Genomic DNA, 26,276 nt, shown 5'->3' with positions numbered 1-26,276 from the left:
CGCTTCCGGCCCCTAGTCGAGCACGGTTTCGTTGCCCGCGGTCTTGGAAAGATTGTCGGCGATCCGCTGCAATACGGCCCAGAACGTGCGCATCTCGGCGGCGGGAATCCCTTGCACGGAGTCCACGAGCATCTGCTCGATATCGGGCATCAGTTCATCGATGAGCCGCTGGCCTTCATCCGTGATGCTGACGAAGTATTTGCGCCGGTCGTTGGTATCGCGCGACCTGCGCACCAGCCCGCGCTTCTCGAGATTGTCCAGCGCGGTGACGGCGGTGGTGGAGGCGATGCCGACCCGCTTGCTGAGTTCGAGCTGATTCAGCATGCCGCGCTCGGCGAGCACGCGCAGGTAGTACCAGTGGGCGATGTTCACGCCTTCGCGGTCGAGGATCCGCTGGGCGTTGACGTTGTACAGCCGGTGGATCGTCCGCGTCATCCACGCGATCGTCCGGTCGCGTTCGTCGAACGCCAACGCCGACTTGCCGGCATGGTGCCGGCGGGAAACGCCCCCCGGACCTTCGTCCGGCGGAACGGCTTTTCTTTGCGCTTTCGTCATTGGAACACTCTCATGGTCGTCACGTCCTGGGCACGCTCAGTCCTGTATAGGTGATTTCACTAGTTTGGTTGATCCAGGTAAATTGGGATCATATCATCCGATATCGAATGATCTGATTCCGTATCATTTTACACGCGGGTGTTCTGGAGGCCGTCGCTTTGCCAGGCAATTGCGAGCGGACCACTGTAGCCAACAACAGACCGGGGCCTGCCGCAAACCGCTGCCAGCGTTCCCCAGCGCGATGCTGCGATCGGCGGTGGATGGCCCCACGGGAGACAACATGAGCAGTCATGCAGCCGCAGGCTTTCCGCACTTGTGGACACGCGAAGGATTTGCCGGCCCGGCCTCAGTCGTGACGCGGCGCAACTACGCGCCCGACTATGTATCGGTGGCGGGCGTGCATGCGCCGAGGCGCCTGGTGCTCGAACAGCTGGTCCCGCTTGACCGGGACACGGCAGATGCCCTCCCGAGCGTGATCGCAACATCGAAGCTGGGCGTACGCCTGCTCACCTCGGCGCGCAAGACGCCCATGCCGTTCACGGTCAGGAACGCCGAAGCGGATGAGCTGCACTTCATCCAGTCCGGCCAGGTCCGATTCGATACCGAAGTCGGCAGCCTGCTCGCCGAGGAAGGCGACTTCGTCTGCATCCCCCGCTCCGTCGCCTATCGCTATGCGCCCACGCAGGGCAGCATGCGCAGCGTGATTCTCGAATATCCGTCGGCGGCAACGCTAACCCCGCCGGCGCCGTTCGGCATGATCAATTACGCGCGCGACGTCCACCCGGCGAAGATCGACCCCGAGGTCGACGCCGGCGGCCCAGGCAAGCTGGTGCTCAAGACGGCCGATGACGAAGTGACGACCTACGTCGTGCCCCACGATCCGCTCGCGCTGGGGCGGCAACTGTCCGCCTGCGTGCCGGTCTGGAAGCTCAATCTGAAAAACATCCAGCTGCATGCCTACGAACCCGACGGCGGCCCGCCTTCGATGTTCCTGTCCACGCGCGGCGGCGAGTCGCTGATGTTCAACCTGAGCTCGCGCTCGGGCGGCCGGCCGCCGGTGCATGTCAACGCGGATTTCGACGAGCTGATCCTCTACGTCGGCGGACCGGGCGCTTATGGGGCCTGCACCGAGCCGGGAACGCTCGCGTGGGTCCCCAAGGGCGTCATTCATCACGGCCCGAACGAAGCCGTCCCGCAGGGATACCAGGCATGGCTGCTTGAGACGCGCGCCACGTTGCGCTTCACGCCGGAAGCGCTCGCCGTGTCGGCACTGATGGAAACCGGAAACTACGGTCGGCATCCGAGCGCCGGCACCTAGTCCAGCCCACCCACCCCGCTTTTTCGAACAATCGGCGCATCCGTGCCGAGGGAATCGCTTTGCCTAAAAAGGAGCAATCATGAGCGCAAAACTGCCGCTTTGGGAAGCCGCCAGGCTGGAGATGGAGACGTACCAGTTCCATGCGCCGGCCGAAGTCCAGCCGAAATGGGAAGTGCCCAGGCAAATCGCCATCAATGTGGCGGTCTCGGGGCGGTTTGACGGCACCGGGCATGCAGCGCCGACGTCGATCCAGCGCTACGTGGACGCGGCCTCCGACGTGATCGAGGCCGGCGCCTGCGGCGTGCACATCGACTTCACGTGGGTCACCGACGACAAGGGTCGCCGCCTGGACCGCGATGTGCCGCCGGTCGAGGCCTACGGAGCCGTCCTGACGCCGCTGCAGCAACGGTTCGGCAACAACTTCGTGCCGAACCTCAACGTCCTCAACGGCACGACCTTTGACGTCTGCGTCAGTCCCGCACGGGAAGGTCTCGCCGAGGTCGCGCCGTGCGCACCCGGCCACCCCGACGCCTTCATGGTGCCCGCCATCCAGGCACTGGAGGCATATGGCGTCAAGCCGGAGCTGGCGGTGCACAGCTCGGGCGAGATCGACCTTGCCAAGCGCAAGCTCATCGACACCGGCATCCTGAAAAAGCCCTACAACTGGCTGATCCTCTACGGCCTGCCCTTCAGCGTCGGGCGCAGCCTGCTCTCGGGGACGTGGGTCAGCAACACGCAGGACATGGCGCGGCACATGTTCCTGATGGTTGACCAGATCCGCCAGATCGATCCGACCTCCGTGATCACGGTCTGCGCCGCGGGCCGGGCGACGCTGTACATGACCACGCTGGCGACGATGATGGGGCTGCACATCCGGGTGGGCACGGAAGACACCCCCTGGAAGTACCCGAACAGCGACGAGCGCCTGAACGACAACCTCGAGATGTTCTCCATGGCCAGGGACATTGCCGCGCTGCACGGCCGCGCCCCCGCGACGGCCGACGCGTATCGCGCGCTCATCGGGAAGCCCGGCCGCACCTGATCCGTCGACGGGCTGCCGTACCTGCCGGCGCGCCGCGAATCCGATCTCGCGCATCGAAGATGTCGCCGAGGTCCCCGGGCGCCGGCGCGCCAACAGAAGCAGAAGCGCTGCACAGTGCCCCGCCCGAAGAACAAGCGCACCGCAGCCGAACCCCAACCAAGGAGCATGGACCCATGCAGGAACCGCACATGGCCGGCGAGACGGCCGACCAACGTTTCTTCTCTTTCTCCGCCGTGCCGTTCGGCGGGCCGGGCCGGACATCGCATGCCGCCGACGTGCCTCCGGTGGACGAACTGACCGCGCGCGCGCGCGCACTCGTGCCCCTTCTCCAGGACAACGCCCGCCGCACAGAGAGCGAGCGCCGGATTCCGGAGGAGACGATCGCGCGCTTTCGCGATGCCGGCTTTTTCCGCCTGATGCAGCCAGCCCGATTCGGCGGCTACGAATACGGCTTTACCGCCTTCATCGACGTTGTCAGCGAGGTCGCGCGGGGGTGTGCATCGTCCGCCTGGGGCTGTTCGCTGGGGGCGATCCACCAATGGGTGGTCGCGCTCTTTCCGGCGCAGGCGCAGGAGGACGTCTGGGGCGCCGATCCGGATGCCATCGCGTGCGGGTCCTATGCGCCGGCGGCCATGGCGCATCGCGTCGATGGCGGCTATGTCGTCAAAGGCCGGTGGCAGTGGGCCTCCAACGTCGACAACTCGCAATGGGCGCTGCTGGGCGTGCAGACGCCGCCCGAGAAAGAGGGGCAGCCACCCGGGGCCGGCTTCCTGCTCGTACCGTCATCGGACTGGCGCATCGAGGATGATTGGCATATGGCCGGCCAGGCAGGAACGGGCTCGAAGACCATCCTCATCGATCGCGAGACGTTCGTGCCCGCTCACCGGCTCCTCTCTTTCGCCGAAGCGGCCTGCGGTCATCCGCCGGGCGCGCAAGCCAGCCCCAGCTACCTCTACCGCATCCCCCTGCTCTCGATGATCCCGATTTGCCTGGCCACCCCCATGCTCGGCAACGCGCAAGGCGCCATCGAGAGCTTTTTGCTCCTGTGCGGCAACCGCATCACCCGGGGCGGGGTGGGCGGCGCGGGCAATCGGCTGAGCCAGTTCTTCCCGATTCAGTCCCGCATTGCGGAAGCCACCGCGGCGGTCGATGCGGCTCGGCTGCTGCTGTACCGCGGCGCGGCGGAGATCGAGCAGTTCGCGCTGGACGGCAAGGATGTCGATGTGGCCCGGCGCATCCGCAACCGCCGGGACATGGCATTCGCGGCGCGCCTGTGCCAGCAGGCGGTCGACGCATTGTTCTCCGGGGTGGGCGCGGCCGGCCTGTCGCTGGATCAGCCCATCCAAAGAATGTGGCGCGACTCGAACATGATCGTGAAGCACTTCAGCCTGAACTGGGATGCCGTCTCGTCGATGGTCGGCCAGCACCTGCTCGGCCTCGAGCCCAAGGGCCAGTACTAAGTCTTGCGGAGGCAACATCATGTGTTCTCAATCGGTTACCCCCACGGTCACGGCCCCCGGCGTCGAAGAGCAGCGGCTGCGCCGCTCGCTGGGTGCGTTCCCGACCGGCGTCTGCCTGGTCACCACCGTCGGGCCGCTCGGCAAGCGGGAGGGCATGACCATCAATTCGTTCGCATCGCTCTCCCTTGATCCGCCGCTGATCCTCTGGAGCGTGCGGACATCGGCGCGCAGTGCCGCCAGCTTTCTGGCCGCCCCGCACTTCATCGTCAGCGTCCTGTCGATGGAGCAGAAGGACCTGGCCCTGCATTTCGCCCGCCCGGCCATCGACAAGTTCGAAGCGTACGCGTCGATGTTTGAGGCGGGCCTTGGCGGCTGCCCTCGATTGAAGGCATGCGTCGCGACGTTCGAATGCCGGCTGCATGCCTCGCACGAGGAAGGCGATCACAGTGTCCTGATCGGGAAGATCGAGCGCTTCACCTCGACCGAGGATCCGCCGCTGTTCTTTCATGCCGGGCAGATGGGCTCCATCCAGGAGCTTGCCGGACACACCGCCCGGTAAGGGCCGGCCATCGCGGCATCGCATGCGAGGGCGCCACCTGGGCAACGCGGCGGGACCGCCCTGCCGCAAGCCGCCGCAGGCATCAACACCATGAACGAGCAGATGAACGAGACCATCGATTTCGTCCGCCGCGTGTATCGCGAAACGGACACCATGGACGTGCGCAGGCTGTCCGCATACCTGACCCACGATTGCACCTTGTGCTTCGCCAATGGGGCCCCGCTGGTCGGGCGGGCGGCCATCGAGCACGACCTCGGCGGCTTCATGGCCATGGTCGACGGCATGCGGCACGAGATCGACGATGCATGGCGCATCGACGACACGATCCTCTCCCGGCTGCAGGTGACCTACACGAGAAAGGATGGCGTTCGCAAACGCTATCCGGCGGCCATCATCTGGCGGATGCGCGGCCACCGCATCTCCAGGTTCGAGATTTACGTCGACATATCGACGCTGTTCGCCTGAGCCGCCGGCTCGGCGCGACCGGATCTGCAGGGTCGTGCCGCCCGCTTTCAATGCCGCGCATCGCGAGCCCTGCGCCCCGAAATACATTGATGATTAATCAACATCCGCCAATGTTGATTCACGATTATTCTGTGGCTTCATGACAGGAGACAAGACAACGGCGCGGCCATGCAGGCCAGCGCCGTCGGTGCGGAAATCGGCATCGCCGATATCGCGGCGGTCCGGCTCCCGGCCCTGCGGGCAGGTTCGTCGCGAGGCGGCCCCGACCGGCCGGCCAGCACGGACAACGCACTCGAGCACTGCAGACAACGCGCCCCGGCACCGGTGCAATGCGCCCGCCGAACACGGCATCCAGGCGGGGCTGCGGCATCCGCCCCGTGCCGGTCTCATCCCGACATCCATCAGGAGCCGAACCTTGCCATCGCCGATCCCCCGTCTCGAATTGCAGGACATGCGGGAAGACCTCCGCCAGTATCTGACGCCGCGCGTGGAGCGCCTCAAGTACCTCGGCGAACTGTTCAAGTGCGCTGCGCATGCGCCCGGCGCGCTGCTCTCGTTCATGCATTTCACCGACGCATTGAAAGAGGCGCTGCCCGACCCGCTCACCGAGGTCGCGGTCCTGTCCACCGCCACGCTGATGCGCAACCGCTACGAGCGGAACCAGCACGAGCGACTGAGCATCCGGCTCGGCTACGGGGCCGAGTGGATTGCCGAGGTCGAGGCGTTGCAGCCGGAGTCGAGCACCCTGATGACCGCGGAGCAGAAGGCGGTGCAGCGCTACGTGATCGCGGCCGTCGAGACCCGCGCGCAGAACGCGCAGCAGGAATTCGCCGGCATGCTCGAACGGCTCGGCCCATCGCAGTCGATGGCGATCGTGATGCTGGTCGGTCGCTACATCACGCATGCGTTGACCGTGAACACCCTCGAGCTGGCCCCGCCGGTGCCGTCGATCTTCGAGGACGGCTTCCGCGGCGACGGCGCGCCGGCCAGGAACACCCGCTGAACAGGAGGCAGCACCATGAGCACAAAGCCCATCTGGCTGACCGAAAAAGACGTGGTCGAGTTGATGCAGCTGCCGGATGCGATTGCGGCACTGGAGCATTCCCTGGCCGCCGAGTGCACGGGCCAGGCCCGCAACATGGGCAAGACCATGCTGCAGTATGGCAAGAGCAATCTGCACGCCCTGGGCGGGCAGCTCGAAACGCTGGTCGGCACCAAGAGCTGGGTGCACGCCGAGGCCGGCACGTGCCCGCTGCTCATGCTCTGGAACGCGCACGACGGCCAGCTGGTGGCGGTCATCGAAGCCTTTGCCATGGGCAACCTGCGGACCGGGGGCACCTCCGGCGTGGCGACCAAGTGGATGTCGTCGCCGGACGCCGCGGTCATGGCCATCATCGGCTGCGGCAAGCAGGCGCTCGCCCAGGTCGCCAGCGTCGTCGCGGTGCGGCCGATCACCGAACTGCGCGCATTCGCGCGCTCGGCCGACACCCGGCAGGCCTTCGCGGACCGGGTGGAGCGCGAGCTCGGCATCCGCGCGGTTCCCGCCGCGAGTGTCGAGGCGGCCACCGATGGCGCGGATGTCATTACGCTCGCCACGCGCGCCACCGAGCCCATCCTGTCCAGCCGCTTTCTGCGGCAGGGCGCGCATGTCAACGCCATCGGCGCGATCGGCCCGGACCGCGAGGAATTCGCGCAGGACCTCTTCGAGCACGCCGGTGCCATCTGCGTCGACTACCTCGACGGGGTGAAGCAACTGTCGCGCGAGTTCAGGCACCGCTTCGGGGATGGCTCGTGGGACCGCGTGCGCACGCTCGGCAGCGTCATCGCCGCCGGCCAGGCCGTCTGGCAGCCGACGCGCATCTCGCTCTTCAAGGCCATGGGCATGGGGCTTTCGGACGTCGCCATCGGCGCCGCGCTGGTCGCGCGCGCGCGGCACGCCGGCCTCGGCCGCCCGATCGATCCACCGAAGAAGGCGCCGATCCGGCTCCGGACGGCAGCCGGGGACACGGCCCTGAGTGCCGTCGCCCCAAACGCATAACGATCAACCATGCCACCAGGAGATGACGATGCATGACCTGCGCAGAGACTTCGAAACGCATTCCGCGAACCTGATCGATGTCAGCGGCCAGACGCCCCAAACCCACAATGAACAATGGGCGCCGCTGATCATCCCGAAAGAGACGATCGAAGCCGAGGTCGAGCGCCTCGCCTCGCTCCCCAGGCCCGGCAACGGCCGCCGCGAAACGCTGCTGGTGCACCCCATGGCGCGCCCGGATACGCCCGGGCTCGCGCCGGGCATCCAGGTACGCCTGTCGGTGCTCAAGCCGGGGGAGTCGACCGCCGCGTTCCGCCACAACGCGACCGAGGTGAATTTCTGCATCCGTGGCGGCGGGCATACGGAGATCGCCGGCCGGCGCATCGACTTCGAGCGCTATGACGTCTGGAACCACCCGAGCTACCTCGCCTACACCCATCACAACGACACGCGCGACCTGCAGGTGCGGCTGACCTACTCGAACGCGCCGCTGCTGCAGTTCATGGACATCTACATCACCGAGGACGGCGCGAGCAGCGGCACGGTCGCCGCGGCGCACGAAGAAGCGAGCGACGATCCGCGCCGCAAGAACCCGTTCGGCGTCTTCCCGATCAGCGACGACGGCGGCCTGCTGATGCCGTACGAAGTGCTGATCAACCCCGAGCGCGTCGTATCCAATCCGATGCTGTTCAAGTGGAGCCGCGTCAAGCCCGAGCTCGACAAGCTGGAGGCCCTGGGCAAGGACTACATCGGCCGCCGCCTCTACATGTACTACAACCCCGCCACGGGCCGCACCAACGGCATCACCCCGAACTTCTTCGCAACGATGACGATCCGGCCGCCGAAGATCGTCGATCGTCCGCATCGGCACGTGTCGGCGGCCATCAACTATTACTTCCACGGCACGGGCCACAGCGTCGTGGCCGGCAACCGGTACGAATGGAAGGCCGGCGACCTGATGCTCTCCGCGCCGGGCTGGGCGGTCCACAACCATGCCTCCCACGACGAGCCGGTGTACGAGCTGACGGTGCAGGACCAGCCGCTGAACATCCACATGGAGTCGCTGCTCTGGCAGGAGGATCTCAAGCACGAGCTGGCCGTGCTGGGCAGCCAACTCGGCTTCGCCACCAACCGCCAGGCAGCCTGAACGGACGGTCCCGAATGCTTGCTCAGGAAACGATCCAGACCTTGGCGCGGCATCTGTACGCGTCGCGCAAGTCGCGCGTGCAGGTGCGGCATTTCTCGCGCCAGTACCCCGAGATGACGATCGAGGACGGCTATGCCATCCAGCGCGAGTGGGTCCGCCTCGAAGAAGCCGACGGGCGCCAGGTGCGGGGCCGCAAGATCGGCCTGACCTCGCGGGCCATGCAGATGGCGTCCCAGATCAGCGAGCCGGACTTCGCCCCGCTGATGGACGATATGTTCTTCGAATGCGGGTCGGACATCCCGTTCGACCGCTTCATCGCACCGCGGGTCGAGGTCGAGCTGGCCTTCGTGCTGGGCGCGCCGCTGAAGGGGCCTGGCGTGACCGTGTTCGACGTGCTGCGCGCGACGGAATACGTCACGCCCGCGCTCGAGATCATCGATGCGCGCATCGAGCAGTTCGACCGCGACACGAAGGAGATGCGGCGCGTCACCGACACGATCTCCGATCTGGCCGCCAACGCCGGCATCGTCATGGGCGGCCGCCCCGTGCGCCCGCTCGACGTCGACCTGCGCTGGGTCGGCGCGCTGCTGCACAAGAACGGGGTCATCGAAGAGACGGGGCTCGCCGCGGGCGTGCTGAATCATCCGGCCACCGGCGTGGCCTGGCTGGCCAACAGGATCGCCCCCTACGGCGAACACCTGGAGGCCGGCCAGATCGTGCTCGCTGGCTCGTTCACGCGGCCGACCCATGCCCAGCGCGGCGATACCCTGCACGCCGACTACGGCAGCCTGGGCAGCATCTCGTTCCGATTCGTGTGAGGCCGCCGTGCAGATGCCGCACAACGCTTTCAAGCAGGCGCTTCGCGAAGGGCGTCCGCAGATCGGCCTGTGGCTGGGGCTGGCCCATGCGAATGCCGCCGAGCTGCTCGCCGGCACGGGCTTCGACTGGCTGCTGATCGACGGCGAGCATGCGCCGAACGATCTGCAGTCCATCCTGGCCCAGCTGCGCGCCGTCGCGCCCTATCCCGCGCAGCCCATTGTCCGCCCGCCGACCGGTGACGCGGCGCAGATCAAGCAGCTGCTCGATCTCGGTGCGCAGACGCTGCTCGTGCCGATGGTGGACAGCGCACGGCAGGCGCACGGTCTGGCGCAGGCCATGCGGTATCCGCCGCACGGCATCCGTGGCGTCGGCAGCGCGCTCGCACGGTCCTCGCGCTGGAATCAGGTCCGCGGCTATCTGCAGCAGGCCGATGCGCAGATGTGCCTGCTGGTCCAGGCCGAGACCACCGCCGCGCTCGCCCAGCTCGACGCGATTGCGGCGCAGGACGGTGTGGACGGCGTCTTTTTCGGCCCCGCCGACCTCAGTGCGTCGATGGGCCTGCTGGGCCAGCCGGGGCATCCCGATGTGGTGGCGGCGATCTGCGACGGCATCCGGCGCGTGCGCGCGGCCGGAAAGGCGCCCGGCGTGCTGGCCGCGGACCCGGAGCTGGCGGCCACCTACCTCGCGCACGGCGCCCTGTTCGTCGCCGTCGGCGTGGACACCACCTTGCTCGTCGGCGCCGCCTCCAGGCTGGCGCGGCAGTACCGGGCGAGCGGCAGCGACGAGCCCTCGCGGTCCGGCATCGCGCAGGCCTACTGAACCCTCCTTCCCCATGCATCCATTCCCAAAGGCGACCGGCATGCAACTCTCCGACCCGGCACTGCTGAAGACCCAATGCCTGATCGACGGCCGGTGGATCGACGCCGACAGCGGCGAGACCCTCGCCGTGCACAACCCCGCCACCGGCCGGTTGCTGGGCCACGTTCCATCCGTCGGCGCGGTGCAGACCCAGCAGGCGATCGAGGCCGCGCAGAACGCCTGGCCCGCGTGGCGGCAGCGCACCGCCGAAGCGCGTTCGCGCCTGCTGCGCCGCTGGTTCGAGCTGGTCATGCAGCACCAGGAAGACCTGGCGCGCCTGCTGACCGGCGAGCAGGGCAAGCCCCTGGCCGAAGCGCGCGGCGAGATCGCCTATGCGGCCGCCTACATCGAGTGGTTCGCCGAAGAGGCCAAGCGCGTCTACGGCGATGTCCTCCCGTCGCCGTGGGCGGACAAGCGGCTCGTCGTCACGCAGGAGCCCGTCGGCGTGTGCGCGGCCATCACCCCCTGGAATTTTCCGGCGGCCATGATCACGCGCAAGGTGGCGCCGGCGCTGGCCGCGGGTTGCACCATGATCGTCAAGCCGGCCTCGCAGACGCCCTTGTCCGCGCTGGCCCTGGGGGAACTGGCAATGCGTGCCGGCATCCCGGCGGGCGTCCTGGGCGTGATCACCGGCAGCGCCCGGACCATCGGCGGCACGCTGACGGCCAGCCCGGCGGTGCGCAAGCTCAGCTTCACGGGATCGACCGAAATCGGCCGCGTGCTGGCCGCGCAATGCGCGCCGACACTGAAAAAGATGTCGCTGGAGCTCGGCGGCAATGCGCCGTTCATTGTCTTCGACGACGCCGATCTCGACGAGGCGGTGCAGGGCGCGCTGGTCGCCAAATACCGGAACACCGGCCAGACCTGCGTATGCGCCAACCGCCTGCTGGTGCAGGACGGGGTGTACGACGCCTTCGCGCAGAAGCTCAAAGCCGCCGTGGCCGCGCTGCGCGTGGGAGACGGCGCGCATGAAGGCATCGAACAGGGCCCGCTCATCGACCCGCCCGCGCTGGAGAAGGTCGAGGAACTGGTGGCCGACGCACTGTCCAGGGGCGCGCGCCTGCTGACCGGAGGCGCACGCCACACGCTGGGCGGCACGTTCTACCAGCCCACCCTGCTGGCCGACGTGACCTCCGGCATGCGCCTAGCGCACGAAGAAATCTTCGGCCCCGTCGCCCCGCTGTTCCGTTTCCGGGACGAGGCCGATGCCGTTCGCATGGCCAACGATACCGAGTTCGGCCTGGCCGCTTATTTCTACACGAACGATCTGCGCCGTGCCTGGCGCGTTGCCGCTGCCCTGGAGTACGGCATGGTGGGCATCAACTCCGGGCTCATCAGCACGGCCGCCGCGCCGTTCGGCGGGGTCAAGCAGTCCGGCATGGGCCGAGAGGGTTCGAAGTACGGCATCCAGGACTACATCGACACCAAGTATCTGTGCATGGGAAGCCTTCACCCGAACCCGCTCTGATCCACGGATCCGCAGGACCCCACTTCATCGGCAACACAACGCCGGCGACCGACCGGCAGGAGGAGACAACATGGGCACCTTCGAAACGCTCGCGTTCATGGACGCCGCAGCGGACACCGGCCGCCTGTTCGACCAGGGCGCGTGGAAGCCGGCGCGCGGCGGCACGCGGCCGGTGCTGGAGCCGGCCACGGGCGCGGTGCTGCGCCAGGCCGGCATCGCCACGGCCGAAGACATGCGCGAGGCCATCACGCACGCGACGCAGGCACAGCCCGCCTGGGCGGCGCTGCCGCCGCGCGAACGCTCGGCCGTGCTCCTGCGCGCGGCACAATGGCTGCAGCAGCATGTCGAGGCACTGGCGCAGGCCATTGCGCGCGAGACCGGCGGCGTCCTGCCCAAGGGCGAACGCGAAGTCAGGGAAGCGATCTTCCTGTGCCAGCTCGGCGCGGGCCTGCCGGTGCGCGCGCAGGGCGAAGTGCTGCCGAGCACGCCGGGCCGCCTGTCGATCGCGCGGCGCATGCCGTACGGCGTGGTGGGCGTGATTTCGCCGTTCAACATGCCGCTCATCCTCGGCATCCGTTCGGTGGCGCCCGCGCTGGCGCTGGGGAACGCCGTGGTGCTCAAGCCCGATCCCCGCACGCCGTTCTCCGGCGGCGCGATCATGGCCGAAATGTTCCGGCACGCCGGGCTGCCGCCGGGTGTACTCCAGGTACTGTCCGGCGACGCCGAATCCGGCGAGGCGCTGGTGACCGATGCGCGCGTGCCAATGATCGCCTTCACCGGCTCGCCTGCCGTGGGCAGGCGGATCGGTGAGCTGGCCGGCCGGCACCTGAAGAAGGTCTCGCTCGAACTCGGCGGCGCCAACAACCTCATCATCCTCGACGACGCCGACCTGGATGCCGCGGCCAGTGCCGCAGCCTTCGGCGCCTGGTTTCACCAGGGGCAGATCTGTATGGCGAGCAACCGTGTCCTCGTGCACGAGGCCGTCGCCGAAGCGATCAGGCAGCGCCTGGTGGACAAGGCCAGGCGCTTGCCGGTGGGCGACGGCGCGAGCGGCGGGGTCGCGCTCGGGCCGATGATCGACCGGCGGCAGCTCGAGCGCTTCGACGCTGTGGTCAGGGACACCGTCGCGGCAGGCGCGGTGCTCGAAGCCGGCGGCACCTGCGAAGGGCTGTACTACCGGCCGACGGTGCTCTCGAACGTGCAGCCCGGCATGCGCAGCTTCGACGAGGAGCCGTTCGGCCCGGTGGTGAATCTCGTGACCTTCCGCACCGACGAAGAAGCCGTCGAGCTGGCGAACAACAGCCACGGCGGACTGGCGGCCGGCATCATCAGCCGCGACGTTGCGCGGGCGCTGGCCATCGGTGAGCGCATTCATGCCGGCATGCTCCACATCAACGACCAGACCGTGAGCAACGACTACACCAATCCGTTCGGCGGGCCGGGCCTGGGCGGAAACGGCAGCGCGGTCGGCGGGCCGGCCGACATCGACCAGTACACGCGCTGGCAATGGGTGACGGTGAAGTCCGCGCCGCCCAGCTACCCCTTCTGACGACGCCGCGCCGGGGACCACGAGGCAGCGCATCCGGCCCGCCACGGCCGCAGACCCCGGGCGCCGGCGCCGCGCCTTCGAGACCGATCCTGCAGGCCCGCCGGCCTGCCGAGGAGATTCGCTTTGCCTGTTTCGACCACGTCCCCGCCTTGCAGCGCGGGGACGCCACGGTATCCGGCCTGCCACCACAACCGCAGCCGGCGATGCGGCCCGCACGTTGCCCGCGACCACCGGCGCCGCACCCGCCCTGCATGTCTTCCACTTCATCACTGAGGAGAGCACTGCCATGACCTTCCACGGCAAAACCATCGTCGTCACCGGCGTCAGCTCCGGCATCGGTGCCGACACCGCCAAGCTGCTGCGCCTTCAAGGCGCGCGCGTGATCGGCGTAGACCGCAATGACCCGGCCCAGTCGCTCGACGGCTTCGTCAAGGCCGATCTGTCCCAGGAGGCCACCATCGACGACGCCGTCCGCCAACTGCCCGGACACATCGACGCGCTGGCCAACATCGCGGGCGTGCCGGGCACCGCGCCACAGGACACCGTCGCGCGCGTCAACTATCTCGGGCTGCGCCACCTGACGCTCCAGCTCATCGAACGCATGCCCGCCGGCGGCAGCATCGTCAACATCTCGTCCGCCCTCGGCAGGCAGTGGCCCGAGCGGATTGCCCAGCATCGGGCGCTGGCCGAGACGCCGGACTTCGCGGCGGGACTCGCATGGCTGGCGGCGAACCCGGTTCCACAAGCCACCGGCTACCAGTACTTCAAAGAGGCCCTGATCGTCTGGACCCTTACGCAGTCCCAGAAGATCTTCCTGGCGCGGGGCATCCGCATGAACTGCGTGGCTCCCGGCCCCGTCTTCACCCCGCGCCTCGGGGACTTCGTCGAGATGCTGGGCGCCGAACACGTAAAAAAAGAAGCCTGGCGCACCAAGCGTCCGGCGTTCAGCGATGAGATCGCCTCGGTGGTGGCGTTCCTGTGCAGCGACGCGGCGCGAGGCGTGACCGGCGTCAACCTTCCCGTCGACGGCGGCCTGGCCTCGACCTACGTCTGACACCGCCATCGGATCGGCACGGCAGCGCCACGGCTGCCGTGCCGCCGCGGGAGCGATCGACGAAAGCGGCAAGCGCATCCGGAGATGCGCCCAGCGATGCATTCGCCATGAATAAGAGCCTCGGGCAACCGGGCCGATCACAGGAGGCGTCCCCCATGTCCCAACCCAAACGCGGCCGGCCCCTGCCTGCCGCCCTGGCCACGCTGGCCGCCCTATCGGCGGCAGTCTCCGCGCACGCCACGGAAGGCGGCGGCAGCCTGTATCCGAACGGCATCGAGAACTTCACGATGGCCGCCGCGCCGCCGCCGGGCACCTACCTGCTGCTGTATAGCTTGCACATGGAAGCCGACCAGCTTCGCGACAACAGTGGCGACCGGGTCCCGGTCGGCTTCCGTCTGCGCGCCTCGGGCATCACGCCCCGGCTGGTCGTGGTCACGCCGAATACGCTGCTGGGCGGACAGCCCGTGTTCCACGTCATCGCGCCGCTGGTGAGCCTCGACGTCAGCCTGGCCGGCAAGGCGGATTCCCGCCAGGGGCTGGGCGACATGACCTTCGGCGCGGGCCTGGCCTATCACCTCTCGCCGCGGCTCCACGCCATCGTTGCGCTCGATGTCTTTGCGCCGACCGGCCAGTACGACCAGAATCGCCTGGCCAACATCGGCCGCAATTACTGGAGCGCCGAGCCGGTGTTCGGCATCAGCTATCTCCAGCCCTCGGGATTCAATGCGGACCTGAAGGTCATGTACGACTTCAATGGGCGCAACGCGGCAACCGGCTATCGCTCCGGCCAGGAGCTGCACGCCGATTTCGCCCTCGGCTGGGGACTCGGCAACGGCTGGACCCTCGGCGCCGGCGGGTACGTCTACCAGCAGACGACCGACGACCGGCAAGACGGCAACACCCTCTCCGGTCACCGGGGGCGCGCCGTAGCGCTGGGGCCGTCCATCCGGTTCGACGGGGGCAAATGGTTCGTGACGGCCAAATACCAGAAGGAATTCGGGGTCCGCAACCGCGCGCAGGGCGAAGGGCTGGTCATCAAGGCCGTCCTGCCCTTCTGAGGCGCGGCCGGCCTGTTCCGTGGAACGGAAACCGGTAGAATTTTTCTTTCCGTTCCATTGCATTGCGGACCGCCCCATGAACGATCTTGATCCCAAGCTCCTCGTACTCTTCGCGAAGGTTGTGCGGCTCAATAGCATCAGTCGTGCGGCGCGCCTGCTTTCCATCCCGAAGGCGACCATCAGCCGCAGCCTGACGCGGCTGGAGGATGCCCTGGGCTCGCGGCTGTTCGAGCGCTCGTCCCGGGGCATGCGGCTGACCGAGGCCGGTGAGCGGATCGCACGCCATGGCCAGCGGGTCGTCGAAGAGATCGAAGAAGCGAAGGCAGCCATCGGCGCCACGCAAACCGCCATGAGCGGCCAGCTCCGGATCGCCACGCCGCTGACGTTCGGCCGCTCGCTGCTGTCGCCGGTCCTGCCCAGGTTCCTGGCCCGCCACCCTCAGCTGCACGTCGAGGTCGAGCTCACCAATCGGCGGGTCGATCCCAGCGAAGAAAACTTCGACCTGGTCGTTCGGCTCGGGCCGCTGGCCGACACGTCACTGGTGGCCAAGCCGCTGGGCATCGTGAACTTCGCGGCATGCGCGAGCCCCGGCTACCTGAAGGCCCACGCCCGGGTACGGCGCCCCGAAGACCTGTCGCGCCATGCCATCATCGACGTCTTCAACGGCGCCGAGCACCACCACTGGATCTTCACGCATGGCGATGAGCGCGTGGAAGTCGAAGTGGCCCGCCGTTTCGACGCCAATGACCCGATCATGCGCTGCGACGCGGCCGCCGCCGGCCTCGGCATATCGCTGCTGCCCCTGTGGCTTCTGAAGAAAGAGGTGGCATGCGGCCGGCTCGAAACGGTGCTGCCGCAATGGCACTCGACGCGCAGCACGGAAATCTACGCGATGTATCCGAACCGGCGCAGCCTGTCCGCCAAGTCCCGGGCCTTCCTGGCCTTCCTGGAGGAAGAGATCCCGCCCCAGCTCGCCTGAGGCGGCGCCGGGGCACGCATCGCGGCAAGGCTTGCCGTCGGCGCAGCGAGCGCCGGCGTCCTCGCCGCGCGGTGCATCAGCCGTTCACCGGACCTCGACGCTCATGCTCCCGAGACCCTCAATGGTCGCCAGCATGAGGTCACCCGCCCCGACCGGTCCTACGCCGTCGCAGGTGCCCGTCATGATGACGTCACCGGGCACCAGCGTATAGAAGGTCGATGCCCACGCGATCTGCTGGGCGATGTCCATGATCATGTGGCGCGTGTTCGACTGCTGACGCGGCTGCCCATTGACGCTCAGGCCGAGCGCCAGATTCTGCGGGTCCGCGACATCGTCGGCCGTGGTCAGCCAGGGCCCCAGCACCGAGTAGGTGTCGATCGACTTGCGGAATGACCGGTCTTCGCCGCCACGGACCGTCATGTCCAGGCCGATCGCATAGCCCGCCACATGCGACAGCGCCATGGCCTTCGGAATCGCCTTGCCCGCTTTGCCGATCACGACGGCCAGCTCGATCTCGTGATGGGTCGGGCGTTGCGGAAAGTGGACCTGGACCCCCTCGCCGCAACCGACCAGCGAACTCGTCGCTTTCAGGAACAGGCCCTGTTCTTCGATGCCCCCTGCGTACTGCTTGAACGTCGCGGCGGCGTTCCGGGCCTCGCGGACGTGATCGGCGTAGTTCACGGGGACCCCGATGATCTTCGACGGTCGCGCCACCGGGCTGAGCAGGCGCACCTGCGCCAGCGGACAGCGCCGCGCGCTGTCCTTCAGCCGTCCGATCTCGGCCCGCACGGCATCGAGATGGGCCACCAGCGTGTCGCCCAGGGGGGCCGGATACCGCGGCGGGGGAAGCACCTCCAGCGCGCGCGTGACGTCGCACACTTCGCTGCCGACAACCAGGCCCAGCCGGCTGTCGTCAAACCAGCAGATGTTCATGGCCGTCACCTTGTCCCGGCTGACCCGGGCTGGACCTGCGCCCGGTCGAACCCCGCCACCTCGCGATAGCGGGCCTGCCACTGTTCGAATTCCCCGGCCGACAGCACGTCCTCGATGCGGTCGAAGGGTTGGCCGCCCGTGCGCGCCTCGACCAGGCGCAGGATGGCGTCGGGCGAGATCTCGCGATTGGCGAGCACGATCTTGCCGGTGACGTCAAGGCGCTTGTCCTCATACGCCTTCAATGCGCGTTCCGGGTCGTCGTGCGCGGCGAGCTGGTCGGCCAGCGTGAGCGCATCGATGATCGCCTGTGCCGCACCGTTGGAGCCGCGCGGCATCATGGGATGCGCGGCATCGCCCAGCAGCGTCACGCGCCCTTCGGACCAGAACGGCAAAGGCTCCTGGTCGACCATGGGATATTCGTAGATCGAATCGGCGGCGCGCATGACGGCGGGAATGTCCAGCCAATCGAAAGCGCAGGCCTCGAAGCTGCCGATGAAGTCTTCGACGCGGGCGGGACGATTCCAGTCCCGCAACAGCAATGCATCGGGCCGCTCGATCTCCACCACCCAGTTGAGCAACTGGCGCCCCTGCGCATCGACGTTGTCGCGAACCGGGTAGAGGACCAGCTTGCCGGTCTTCTCGGTCCCGAGGTACACCATGCTGGCGCCGCTCAGGAAGGGCTGCCAGCGTGTCGTGCCCCGGTACTGTGTCGTGCCCTCGTAGCGGGGCACGGCCTCGACCGGGTGCATCTGCTTGCGCACCACCGAATGAACCCCGTCGCAGGCGACGGCAATGTCGCCGCGAATCGCCGGGAGCGGATCCTTCCTGGCATCCTGGACATGCACCTCCACCCACCGGCCATCCTGGGTGACCCCGGTGCACCGGCGCCCGAGTTCGACAGCGTCGGGGCCGAGCCGCGCCCGCACCGCATCGAGCAGCACCTCATGGAGATCGGCCCGGTGAATGGACAGCTGCGGCAAGGGATAGCCGGCAAAGCGACCGCGCAGCTCCCTGTCGACCAGTTGCCCGCGGCGCGTGTAGAAGCACACCTCGCGCGTCGGCACGGCCTTGCGCTCCAGATCCTGGACCACGCCCAGCCGGTCCAGCGCCGCCATCGCGTGCGGCAGCAGGTTGATCCCCACGCCCAGCGGCTTGATCTCCGGCGCCGACTCGATGATCCGGCAAGGCACCCCGACCTCATGGAGGGCCAATGCCAGCGCAAGGCCACCGATGCCTGCACCGATCACCACCACCTCCGGCTTGGCGACGTTCCTGGTATTCATGACGATGTCTCCTGGGCATCCAGCCCTGAATCATTTTTATTGGTCAACGGAATCGGGCACGAGGCCACGCCTCACCCGGCCACGGCACGAAGCACCGTGTCCCCGTTGGGCACGGGGCCCCACTGATCGCGTGGCGCGGCAGCCGCGCGCCGCCGCCATCTCGCCCGTCACGCGGCGGTCATGCCCACGCTTCTTCCACGAGATAGCCCAGGCGGGCCAGCACCTCGCGATCGGTCATCATGAAGAGCCGTGCGTTGCCGCCTTCAGCGCGGTGCGACGCCCAGTTCCAGTGCGGAATGGTGAAGACATCGTTCGGCTGCCAGCGGATCTCCGTCGACCCGATCCGAGAGGTGCCCTCCCCTTCCAGCACGGCGACGATGGCGTTGTGCGTGGTCCTGCGCGCGACGGTCTGGGCATTCCCGGACAGCTCGAGCGCATAGCAGTCGATCGTCGGCATCACGGCGCCGCCGGCGACGGGATGGGTGTATCGCACGGTCTTGGAGCCGTCGGCCGCTGCCGGCATGCTCTCGAAGGTCCGGCACATGGATTCCCAGGGGTAGCGCAGCAGCGGGAACGTCGCGCCGCCCTGGGGAAGCACCCCTTGGGGCGACATGCCGGCCTGCGCGAATGCGCCGCCGGCAAGCGAAGCCGGCGGCGAGGCGGCAGCCTCATTGGCCGCCCCCGGCTCGAACGAGACAACGCCCAGGTCGAACAGCGCGAGCGGCAGATCGAGCCCATCGAGCCAGACCATGCGGTCCTCGCCGTGGTTGACATGGCCGTGCCAGCACATGGCGGGCGTCAGGATCAGATCGCCCCGGCTCATCGGAACATGCTCGCCGTTCACGGTGGTCGTGGCGGTGTTGCCTTCGAGAATCAGTCGGATGGCCGACAGCCGGTGCCGATGCTCATGCGCATGCTCGTGCGGCCCCAGAATCTGCAGCGCGGCATTGAGGTTGGTGGTGGTTTTCACCTTGCCGCCGAACGCCGGATTGACCAGCAGCAGCACCCGCCGTTCCGCATCCTCCATCCGGACCTCGGCCGAGGCCCGGTCGATCATCGGCAGCATGGACTTCCAGGGCCAGAGGAACGGCGCATCCGGCGCCGCCGGCTCGCGCGTCATCAGGGTCTTGAACCGGTCCCAGAGCGGCTGCACATTGACGCGCTCCAGCGCCGCGACCAGATCGCGATCATCGGACTGCCGGGGAGAGAAAGAAGTCGCTTCCTGCATGGTTGAATGCCTGTCCCGAGTCGTTCTTGAGGCCCCATACTAGAACGCGGCCGGCAGACGCAGCGCAGCGCTTTTGCAACCCGGCGTTTCACCATCGGAACACGGTCGGCGTCATGCCCGGCACCGGGCCGGCCGATGCCTCCCGTGGATCACGCTAGCTTCGCGCGCCTTCTTGCGCGAGGCGTCACCGGGGCGCAGCGGTGATGGCCCCGACGTACTCCACGCGCGGCCGCACGAGAAACCCGGCGAGGCGCTGCTCGAAGACATGGGCGATCCATCCGGCCGTGCGCGCAAGCGCCATCAGCGCGCCCGCCGTGCGCGCCGGCAACCCCAGCGCCACCGTCACGCCGGCCAATCCCACGTTGAGGCTCGGCATCACCTTGAGCCTGGCGCGCGCGGCACGGATCGAGGCCAGCACGATCTCCGCCCGCTTGTCTTTCTGGGCACGCGCATGCAGCAGGTTGAGCAGCACCGCGGCGCGCGGATCGCCATCGGGATAGATGGCATGGTTGTAGCCGGGCAGCGGCTGCCGGGTCAGCATGATCTCCCTCAGGCTTTCCACGTACTTCGCGGGCGTCGGGCAACGGCGGAGCATGTCCTCGGCGAGATCGCAGCCCAGGCCGGTGAAGATCCCCTCGAACGCGCCGAGCGCCGAACTCACGCAGGAATAGAGGTCGGCACCCGCTGATGCGGCAATGCGGGCAACGAACGTGGAAGGCGCCAGTTCGTGATCGGCGCAAATGATCAGCGCGGCGTTCAGCATCTGCACGTTCGCGGCGCTGGCCTCCAGGTCGAGGCTGCCGCACAGCCATTCGGCAAGCGAAGCGTGTTCGCTGGCGGGCTCGAAGCGGGGGCGCTCCCGCAAGAAGCCGAGCATCGACGCCAGCACCTGCATGAGCTGCCGCGCCGCGAGCACCGAGGCGCCAGCGCTGAGTTCGGCGTTCGCGCCCCGGCATATCGCCAACGCTTCGATACTCAACGAGAACAGCCGCCGCGTATTGCTGACAGCCGCGGCCGCGGCAATCGAATCGAGAAAGCCATCGAATGCCGGCGGCAGCGATTGGGCCTGCCAGCGGAGGGATCGTGCAGGCAGCACACCGCTCCAGAGCAGTTCGATGCAATCCTCGAACGGGCGGCCGCTGCGCGCCAGATCCGTCGCCTTGACGCCGCGATAGCATGGCCCCTCGTCCGTGATGGCCGTGATGCCGCTCTTGAGCACCGGCTCGCCGCCGATGCGCAGCGCGCTCTGGGCCGTTTGCACGCGGGGACGATCCTTGCGTCCGCGCAGCTGCAGCACCTCCACATCCTGGCGGTAGTACAGGCTGCCCTTGCTGCCCGGCTGCGCACTGACCGCGCGGATCAATCCCCGGCTCACATAGGCGTAAAGCGTTTGCGGCTTGACGGCCAGCATCGCCATCGCCGTCCTGGCATCGATGAGCTCGCCGGGCGGCTCGTCCCGGCTTCCCGGGGCCGCCGCCAGGGTTGTGCCATTGGCGTCCTTTCGATGTGCTGGCTTCATCAGTCTGGGTGTCGGATGCTTGGGTGGTAGGCAAGTGAAACATCAAGGCCATCACGGAAGTCATGCTTCCCAACGGCAATCATCTTGTCCGCGGGCTCGCCTGTTTCGGACACGAGCCCGCCGGAATACCGGGGGACGCTGCCGTGCGCCGCCGATCGGGCGATCCCGCTGGCGCCGCCCGGCGGATGGCCGCCATGCCATGGCCACGGGCACTGCCGGCCGGTTCACGATGGCCGCGGCGCTGCAGCGTGACTTGGCTGCCGCGATGCCCGAAATGATATCGGGAGCATGGCCGCCCTGGAACCGTGTGCGAATCAGCGGGGCGCCCACCCTGCCGTCCGTGGCGTCACGGAAGGGGCGCGGGTCTACGCCGGCAAAGCGTCGACGACCCGCTGCGCAGACACGACCTCCGCATGCTGCGCGATCACCTTGTCGAGCAGCACGTGGTGCACGTCGTGGTCCGGATCGGCGCAGCAGTCTCTTGCCACCACGACACGGTAGTCCAGGTCGAGCGCCTGCCTGACGGTCGACAGCACGACGCCGGCGGTCGTGACGCCGGCAAGTACGAGCGTTTCGATGCCGTTCGAGCGCAGCAGCGTTTCCAGCGCTGTCCCGGTAAACGCGCCGATGCGGTGCTTGATGACGACGGGTTCGTTGTCCAGCGGCGCGACGGCGGGATGGATGGCGGTTTCCACCTGACCGCACCCGAACGCACCGCTTTGCTTGACCCGCGAAAACAGCCGGTTCCGTTCGCTGACTTCCGGGTAGCCTTGCCTGAATGCCACCATCACGTAGACGACCGGCATCTGGGCCGCACGCGCGGCCTCGATCATCCGTGCGGTGTTGGCGAGCACGCCGGCACGCTGATCCTCCGAAACAAAGTGCTCCAGCAACACGTTCTGGTAATCCATCACCAGCAAGGCTGATTTGGCTGGGTTCAGTTGAAACGGCTCAGACATCGACAAGCTCCATCAAAGACGGGAAGCGCGAATACGTGACCGGCCCGGCGCGAAGCCCACGATCCGCCAGATAAAAAAAGCGCCAAGCAGCAACAGCCCGCCAGTCATAAAGAACACGGCACGCATACCGGCGTGACCGCCGACAAAGCCACCGGCCAAGGGCCCCACAACCTGCCCCGCGAACTGGAATGACAGCGCATAGCCCATCACCTTGCCGACGAGCGGGTCGGGTACGTTGTGACGCAGGACTGCGGCGATGCAGGGCAACAGACCGCCCAGCGCGAGGCCCATGGCGAAGCGCAAGCCGATGAGCTGCCAGCTTGCCGTGACCAACGCCTGCGGGATGAGCAGCAGCCCGGCCGAAGCCAGCGCGGTGATGATCACGGTGGAATGGCCGATCCGGTCCGCGAGCTTGCCGAGCTGCGAAGCGGAAAGCACGCTGCCCAGCGCCGCGGCCGACATGACCAGACCCGCCACGAACGTGACCTTCCGCGGATCGCTGACGAGGCGTTGCACATAGACGGTGATGATGGGCTCGATGGACATATTGGCGACCATCAGAATCAGCCCGGCCAGCAGCATCGCGATGACGGCGCGCTTGTTCGGAACCTGCGCCCAAGAGGCAACGGTCCGCACCGCCTCCGGCAGTTTCTGCGCTTCGCGGACCAACCACGCCGTCGCGAGGAACGAGACGAAGATCAGTCCACCGGCACACCAGAAGGTGGCGCGCATGCCGATCATCGGGGGCAATGCGCCGCCGACGAGCGGCCCCACCAGATTGCCGGCCATCACACCGGAAGCGAGCACCCCGAGCGCCCAGCCCGACCGCGCTTTCGGCGTTTGCACCGCGACGAGGATCGTGGCCCCCGACGCGTACCCGCCCGCCAGACCGGCCAATAAGCGCAGCGCCACCAGTTGCCAGATGTTCGTCGCGAGCCCCATCAGCGACACCACGATCGCCATCCCGAGACTCGCCCTCAGCAGCATCGGCTTCCGGCCGTAGCGGTCGCCCAGATGCCCCCATAGCGGCGCAGTGAGCCCCGCGGTGACGAAGGTCGCCCCAAACGCGACGCCAGACCATTGGACGATGGCCGCATGGCCGATCACGCCGAGTTGCTCCACATAGATCGGCAGAAACGGCAGCATCAGCGTCATCGCCAGGACCGTCGAAAAGGAGCCGAACAGGCAAACGGCAAGGTTGCGCCGCCAGGGCTCATCACTACCCGGTGTCATGGGAAAGGGGCCCCCACTTTGGTATCCCAAAGTGGGATACAATAACAATCCACGAAGGTTGCTGTCAAACAACCCTCGTTGAATCCGAGACACGTCGAACGGTCCCAACCGCCCCTATCTGCCCATGACACAAGCGCAAAACGTGGAAACCCGCCTTCGGGAAATGATCCTCAACATGGAGATCGGCCCCGGCGAGCGCCTGACGGAACGCTGGGCCGAAGCCCAGTTGGGCGCCTCGCGGACGCCGGTCCGGGCTGCGTTGTTGCGCCTGGAGACGGACGGCCTGATCTGCCGCGAAGGCCGCGGCTGGATGGTGACGCCGCTCGACATTCAGGAGATCGAGCAGCTCTTCGTCTATCGCGAGGTCCTGGAAGTGGCTGCAATCCAGCTTGCCGCGAAGCACGCAAACATCGAAGCGCTGGACCGGCTGGAGGCCGCGCTTGAAGCCTGCAGGCCGGGCACGTCAACACGCGAAGCGCACCAGCTCGGCACGGAATTCCACGTTCAACTGGCGGCGCTGGCGGCCAATGACTTCATCGCCCGTGGCGTTGCCGACGCCATGACGCGCCTGTCTCGCGCCCGCTGGCTGGGCACCACGCCCGAGCATCAGGGCTGGGACGAGCATCGCGCGGTGCTCGCGGCCTTGCGCGAAGGCGACGCCGCCAAGGCATCCGCACTCGTCAGCCAGCATCTCCGCGATAGCCGCGATCGGCTGATGAAGATCCTGACCGAGGGACGCCGCAGCCTGCGGGCTCGCGGGATCATGGTTGAACGGAGTTGATTGCACGCCCCAGGGCTTGCCACGGGCACCGGTGTTCGTCATCCAGCACGTGTTCGCGCCTTCGGAACCTTCCATGCGGGCGGATAACCGCCAGCCTCTTGGGAGGGCGCCGTCACCAGCAGCCCTCAGCGGCCAAGCAACACGAAAACCACGGCAATCCAGCCGCCGGAAAGCGACCAGGGCCAGCGCGGTCATGGCGATGGCAGCAGCCTGACCGTCAGGGTACGTACATGCCCGTCTTCGAGCCTCCGCCAATGCGCATCGTGCCGGGAAAGCCTGCGATGCAGTAGCCTGCGACGCCTTCGCGCACATGGAGTTCAGCGGTAAGCGGCATCGGCACGCTCACAGGCATGCATTCCGAGGCGATCAGCGCGAAGATGACCGGCCTATCCGGCGGCGGCTTCGCTGACCAGCCAGTCTCGGAAAGCAACCAGCCTCGGCAAGCTGGCACATTCCGCTCGATACACCACGTAATAGGCAAGCGCCGACGTGAACTCGACCTCCGGAAAGAGACGAACGAGCCGTCCAGCCACGAGATCGTCGCGAGCCATGACGCTACGGGCCAATGCCACTCCGTGTCCGTCGATCGCCGCTTGCAACACCGCGGCGGAGTTGTTGATCCGCATGCCACGTTTGGTTGTGACCGTCGTCACGCCCGCTTTCTCGAGCCACGCATCCCAGGACGCGAAGCCCTCGTGACGATCCACCGACAGATCATGAATCAGCGTTTCACCGGCAAGATCGGCCGGACTGCGCAATCGCCGTTTCCGGCGCAATAGCTCCGGGGAACAGACAGGGTAGATCTCCTCGTCCATGAGCTTTTCCACCACCAGGCCAGGCCAGCTCCCGGCGCCATACCGCACACCAATGTCGATCCCCTGGACGACGAAATCGACCAGCCTGAGACTGGTATCGAGCCGGACATCCGTGTCTGGCCATGCCGCCTGAAACCGATCGATTCGCGGCAACAGCCACTTGGCCGCAAAGGCGGGGCTGACCGTCACTGTCAACACACCGCTTGCCGATGCCTCTTTGAGTCGTTCCAGGCCGAGGCTCAATCGATCGAACCCCGCGCGTATGTCGGGCAGCGCCCGCTGCGCGACCTCCGTGGCGACAAGCCGAACCCGTCCACCGCTGCCTCGATGAAACAGCGGGGTGCCAAGCGATGCCTCCAGGCTGCGCACAAGTTGGCCAACTGCCGCGGGGGTCACGTTGAGTTCTGCGGCCGCGGCGGAAAAGCTCTGATGCCGAGCACTTGCCTCGAACGCGCGCAGTGCATTCAAGTAGATGGGCGATTTCACATCAAGAAAGATTTTCTTTCAATGACAAACAGAATATCTCATTTGCGACAGAGCGTGATCCGTCGAACAATAGGCTTATTCCTGGCATAGACATGGAAAAACGCCCGAACTGCGCGCCCCCACACTCGCCCCTTCTTAAGTATCGTTAAATAGTTTTTCTTCCCGCTAAAGTCAACACGGCCACACGAGGCATCGCCGTCGCAAAGGCACCCGCCTGCAACACATTCCATCGACCTGGGCATAACGGCCAATTGTCGACGGCAACGTGATGGCTGGTCGCCAAGCCTGATCTTTTCTACATAGGAGCCAACCCATGGTCTATTTGCAAATCACCCTGAAGATCGTCGTCGCTAACCGCGCCGCGGCCGCTGAGGTCTACCAGAAGTACAAGGCCGCGTTCCTCGACACAATCACCGGTGCGAAATCGAAGTCGTTGCTGGTGCGCGACGAGGACGTACAGGTACTGCATGGCTTCGACTCCAAGGAAAACGCGCAGGCCTATCTAAATAGCGCGCTGTTCAACGCTGATGTGGTCCGCAGCCTCTCGCCGCTGCTTGACGACACGCCCGACATCAGGGTCTATCAGGTCGCTTGATGCCGCTCACTTCAAGTCGCGGATCGAGACACCCGGAGCGACTTGATAGGACAACGGCCCCATGATTTCACCGGCCAC

At 67.1% G+C, this 26,276-nt stretch carries 25 protein-coding genes; 17 read left to right on the top strand and 8 right to left on the bottom strand.

Annotated features, from left to right (window positions below):
- Positions 1 to 12: 12 nt before the first annotated feature.
- Positions 13 to 435 (bottom strand): MarR family winged helix-turn-helix transcriptional regulator, encoded by a 423-nt coding sequence (locus GO999_RS24295; protein WP_086004754.1) that lies wholly within the window; start codon positions 433 to 435, stop codon positions 13 to 15.
- Positions 436 to 835: 400 nt separating this feature from the next.
- Between GO999_RS24295 and GO999_RS24290 the strand changes: the two genes are divergently transcribed.
- The 15 genes from GO999_RS24290 to GO999_RS24220 all read left to right on the top strand — a co-directional run bounded on the left by GO999_RS24290 (position 836) and on the right by GO999_RS24220 (position 16,366).
- Positions 836 to 1,873, top strand: coding sequence for a homogentisate 1,2-dioxygenase (locus tag GO999_RS24290; protein WP_231681452.1), 1,038 nt, complete (start codon positions 836 to 838; stop codon positions 1,871 to 1,873).
- A gap of 79 nt (positions 1,874 to 1,952) precedes the next feature.
- Positions 1,953 to 2,915, top strand: coding sequence for a 3-keto-5-aminohexanoate cleavage protein (locus GO999_RS24285; RefSeq protein ID WP_019719281.1), 963 nt, complete (start codon positions 1,953 to 1,955; stop codon positions 2,913 to 2,915).
- Between the two features lie 173 nt (positions 2,916 to 3,088).
- On the top strand, positions 3,089 to 4,375 hold the full coding sequence (locus GO999_RS24280) for an acyl-CoA dehydrogenase family protein (RefSeq protein WP_240924144.1): 1,287 nt from the start codon (positions 3,089 to 3,091) through the stop codon (positions 4,373 to 4,375).
- A 19-nt stretch (positions 4,376 to 4,394) separates the two neighbouring features.
- Positions 4,395 to 4,934 carry a flavin reductase family protein gene (locus tag GO999_RS24275; RefSeq protein WP_019719283.1) on the top strand — a complete coding sequence of 180 codons (540 nt, stop codon included), beginning with the start codon at positions 4,395 to 4,397 and terminating at the stop codon, positions 4,932 to 4,934.
- 90 nt (positions 4,935 to 5,024) lie between these two features.
- Positions 5,025 to 5,399, top strand: coding sequence for a nuclear transport factor 2 family protein (locus GO999_RS24270; protein WP_197343060.1), 375 nt, complete (start codon positions 5,025 to 5,027; stop codon positions 5,397 to 5,399).
- 415 nt (positions 5,400 to 5,814) lie between these two features.
- The gene (locus GO999_RS24265) at positions 5,815 to 6,402 is read left to right on the top strand and encodes a hypothetical protein (protein WP_086004753.1); all 588 of its coding nucleotides are present in this window, start codon (positions 5,815 to 5,817) and stop codon (positions 6,400 to 6,402) included.
- A 15-nt stretch (positions 6,403 to 6,417) separates the two neighbouring features.
- Complete coding sequence (locus GO999_RS24260; RefSeq protein WP_165592092.1) at positions 6,418 to 7,437, top strand: ornithine cyclodeaminase family protein; 1,020 nt, start codon at positions 6,418 to 6,420, stop codon at positions 7,435 to 7,437.
- Positions 7,438 to 7,465: 28 nt separating this feature from the next.
- Positions 7,466 to 8,581 carry a cupin domain-containing protein gene (locus tag GO999_RS24255; protein WP_019719287.1) on the top strand — a complete coding sequence of 372 codons (1,116 nt, stop codon included), beginning with the start codon at positions 7,466 to 7,468 and terminating at the stop codon, positions 8,579 to 8,581.
- 14 nt (positions 8,582 to 8,595) lie between these two features.
- A complete protein-coding gene (hpaH, locus tag GO999_RS24250; RefSeq protein ID WP_019719288.1) occupies positions 8,596 to 9,399 on the top strand; it encodes a 2-oxo-hept-4-ene-1,7-dioate hydratase in 804 nt (267 codons plus the stop codon).
- A gap of 7 nt (positions 9,400 to 9,406) precedes the next feature.
- Positions 9,407 to 10,219, top strand: coding sequence for a 4-hydroxy-2-oxoheptanedioate aldolase (gene hpaI, locus GO999_RS24245; protein WP_019719289.1), 813 nt, complete (start codon positions 9,407 to 9,409; stop codon positions 10,217 to 10,219).
- A 40-nt stretch (positions 10,220 to 10,259) separates the two neighbouring features.
- Positions 10,260 to 11,726 carry an NAD-dependent succinate-semialdehyde dehydrogenase gene (locus GO999_RS24240; protein ID WP_165592094.1) on the top strand — a complete coding sequence of 489 codons (1,467 nt, stop codon included), beginning with the start codon at positions 10,260 to 10,262 and terminating at the stop codon, positions 11,724 to 11,726.
- A gap of 70 nt (positions 11,727 to 11,796) precedes the next feature.
- Positions 11,797 to 13,275, top strand: coding sequence for an aldehyde dehydrogenase family protein (locus GO999_RS24235; protein WP_019719291.1), 1,479 nt, complete (start codon positions 11,797 to 11,799; stop codon positions 13,273 to 13,275).
- Between the two features lie 286 nt (positions 13,276 to 13,561).
- Entirely contained in the window at positions 13,562 to 14,329 is a 768-nt protein-coding gene (locus GO999_RS24230) for a coniferyl-alcohol dehydrogenase (RefSeq protein ID WP_165592095.1), read from the top strand.
- A 155-nt stretch (positions 14,330 to 14,484) separates the two neighbouring features.
- Entirely contained in the window at positions 14,485 to 15,387 is a 903-nt protein-coding gene (locus GO999_RS24225) for a SphA family protein (protein WP_211906986.1), read from the top strand.
- A 76-nt stretch (positions 15,388 to 15,463) separates the two neighbouring features.
- Positions 15,464 to 16,366 (top strand): LysR family transcriptional regulator, encoded by a 903-nt coding sequence (locus GO999_RS24220; RefSeq protein ID WP_019719294.1) that lies wholly within the window; start codon positions 15,464 to 15,466, stop codon positions 16,364 to 16,366.
- An 84-nt stretch (positions 16,367 to 16,450) separates the two neighbouring features.
- On the opposite strand, the gene GO999_RS24215 is transcribed toward GO999_RS24220, so the two are convergent.
- The 6 genes from GO999_RS24215 to GO999_RS24190 all read right to left on the bottom strand — a co-directional run bounded on the left by GO999_RS24215 (position 16,451) and on the right by GO999_RS24190 (position 23,521).
- Positions 16,451 to 17,299 (bottom strand): fumarylacetoacetate hydrolase family protein, encoded by an 849-nt coding sequence (locus tag GO999_RS24215; RefSeq protein ID WP_029240485.1) that lies wholly within the window; start codon positions 17,297 to 17,299, stop codon positions 16,451 to 16,453.
- A 5-nt stretch (positions 17,300 to 17,304) separates the two neighbouring features.
- A complete protein-coding gene (locus tag GO999_RS24210; protein ID WP_019719296.1) occupies positions 17,305 to 18,582 on the bottom strand; it encodes a flavin-dependent oxidoreductase in 1,278 nt (425 codons plus the stop codon).
- Positions 18,583 to 18,760: 178 nt separating this feature from the next.
- Entirely contained in the window at positions 18,761 to 19,810 is a 1,050-nt protein-coding gene (locus GO999_RS24205) for a cupin domain-containing protein (RefSeq protein ID WP_019719297.1), read from the bottom strand.
- Between the two features lie 184 nt (positions 19,811 to 19,994).
- Positions 19,995 to 21,107, bottom strand: a complete 1,113-nt coding sequence (locus GO999_RS24200; protein WP_158000579.1) for a citrate/2-methylcitrate synthase — start codon at positions 21,105 to 21,107, stop codon at positions 19,995 to 19,997.
- 587 nt (positions 21,108 to 21,694) lie between these two features.
- The gene (locus GO999_RS24195; protein WP_011003750.1) at positions 21,695 to 22,288 is read right to left on the bottom strand and encodes a cysteine hydrolase family protein; all 594 of its coding nucleotides are present in this window, start codon (positions 22,286 to 22,288) and stop codon (positions 21,695 to 21,697) included.
- Positions 22,289 to 22,300: 12 nt separating this feature from the next.
- The gene (locus GO999_RS24190; protein ID WP_211906985.1) at positions 22,301 to 23,521 is read right to left on the bottom strand and encodes an MFS transporter; all 1,221 of its coding nucleotides are present in this window, start codon (positions 23,519 to 23,521) and stop codon (positions 22,301 to 22,303) included.
- Positions 23,522 to 23,645: 124 nt separating this feature from the next.
- Here GO999_RS24190 and GO999_RS24185 point away from each other — a divergent pair, with 124 nt between their 5' ends.
- Entirely contained in the window at positions 23,646 to 24,302 is a 657-nt protein-coding gene (locus GO999_RS24185) for a GntR family transcriptional regulator (protein ID WP_211906984.1), read from the top strand.
- A 386-nt stretch (positions 24,303 to 24,688) separates the two neighbouring features.
- Here GO999_RS24185 and gcvA read toward each other — a convergent pair whose 3' ends face one another.
- Positions 24,689 to 25,603 (bottom strand): transcriptional regulator GcvA, encoded by a 915-nt coding sequence (gene gcvA / locus GO999_RS24180; protein WP_011003746.1) that lies wholly within the window; start codon positions 25,601 to 25,603, stop codon positions 24,689 to 24,691.
- 313 nt (positions 25,604 to 25,916) lie between these two features.
- Here gcvA and GO999_RS24175 point away from each other — a divergent pair, with 313 nt between their 5' ends.
- Positions 25,917 to 26,198 (top strand): hypothetical protein, encoded by a 282-nt coding sequence (locus tag GO999_RS24175; protein ID WP_011003745.1) that lies wholly within the window; start codon positions 25,917 to 25,919, stop codon positions 26,196 to 26,198.
- Positions 26,199 to 26,276 lie beyond the last annotated feature (78 nt).

This window comes from Ralstonia nicotianae (assembly GCF_018243235.1).
Lineage (GTDB): Bacteria > Pseudomonadota > Gammaproteobacteria > Burkholderiales > Burkholderiaceae > Ralstonia > Ralstonia nicotianae.
Note: the sequence above shows the minus strand (reverse complement) of the source record. Positions and strands in the feature narration are given on the sequence as shown.

Coding starts and splice junctions, on each gene's coding strand:
- GO999_RS24220 (WP_019719294.1), top strand. CDS start 15,464: ATGAACGATCTTGATCCCAAGCTCCTCGTACTCTTCGCGAAGGTTGTG.
- GO999_RS24185 (WP_211906984.1), top strand. CDS start 23,646: ATGACACAAGCGCAAAACGTGGAAACCCGCCTTCGGGAAATGATCCTC.
- GO999_RS24275 (WP_019719283.1), top strand. CDS start 4,395: ATGTGTTCTCAATCGGTTACCCCCACGGTCACGGCCCCCGGCGTCGAA.
- GO999_RS24175 (WP_011003745.1), top strand. CDS start 25,917: ATGGTCTATTTGCAAATCACCCTGAAGATCGTCGTCGCTAACCGCGCC.
- GO999_RS24230 (WP_165592095.1), top strand. CDS start 13,562: ATGACCTTCCACGGCAAAACCATCGTCGTCACCGGCGTCAGCTCCGGC.
- GO999_RS24195 (WP_011003750.1), bottom strand. CDS start 22,288: ATGTCTGAGCCGTTTCAACTGAACCCAGCCAAATCAGCCTTGCTGGTG.
- GO999_RS24295 (WP_086004754.1), bottom strand. CDS start 435: ATGACGCGGACGATCCACCGGCTGTACAACGTCAACGCCCAGCGGATC.
- hpaH (WP_019719288.1), top strand. CDS start 8,596: ATGCTTGCTCAGGAAACGATCCAGACCTTGGCGCGGCATCTGTACGCG.
- GO999_RS24205 (WP_019719297.1), bottom strand. CDS start 19,810: ATGCAGGAAGCGACTTCTTTCTCTCCCCGGCAGTCCGATGATCGCGAT.
- GO999_RS24190 (WP_211906985.1), bottom strand. CDS start 23,521: ATGACACCGGGTAGTGATGAGCCCTGGCGGCGCAACCTTGCCGTTTGC.
- GO999_RS24280 (WP_240924144.1), top strand. CDS start 3,089: ATGCAGGAACCGCACATGGCCGGCGAGACGGCCGACCAACGTTTCTTC.
- GO999_RS24225 (WP_211906986.1), top strand. CDS start 14,485: ATGTCCCAACCCAAACGCGGCCGGCCCCTGCCTGCCGCCCTGGCCACG.
- GO999_RS24210 (WP_019719296.1), bottom strand. CDS start 18,582: ATGAATACCAGGAACGTCGCCAAGCCGGAGGTGGTGGTGATCGGTGCA.
- GO999_RS24290 (WP_231681452.1), top strand. CDS start 836: ATGAGCAGTCATGCAGCCGCAGGCTTTCCGCACTTGTGGACACGCGAA.
- GO999_RS24240 (WP_165592094.1), top strand. CDS start 10,260: ATGCAACTCTCCGACCCGGCACTGCTGAAGACCCAATGCCTGATCGAC.
- GO999_RS24285 (WP_019719281.1), top strand. CDS start 1,953: ATGAGCGCAAAACTGCCGCTTTGGGAAGCCGCCAGGCTGGAGATGGAG.
- GO999_RS24255 (WP_019719287.1), top strand. CDS start 7,466: ATGCATGACCTGCGCAGAGACTTCGAAACGCATTCCGCGAACCTGATC.
- GO999_RS24215 (WP_029240485.1), bottom strand. CDS start 17,299: ATGAACATCTGCTGGTTTGACGACAGCCGGCTGGGCCTGGTTGTCGGC.
- GO999_RS24270 (WP_197343060.1), top strand. CDS start 5,025: ATGAACGAGCAGATGAACGAGACCATCGATTTCGTCCGCCGCGTGTAT.
- GO999_RS24235 (WP_019719291.1), top strand. CDS start 11,797: ATGGGCACCTTCGAAACGCTCGCGTTCATGGACGCCGCAGCGGACACC.
- GO999_RS24260 (WP_165592092.1), top strand. CDS start 6,418: ATGAGCACAAAGCCCATCTGGCTGACCGAAAAAGACGTGGTCGAGTTG.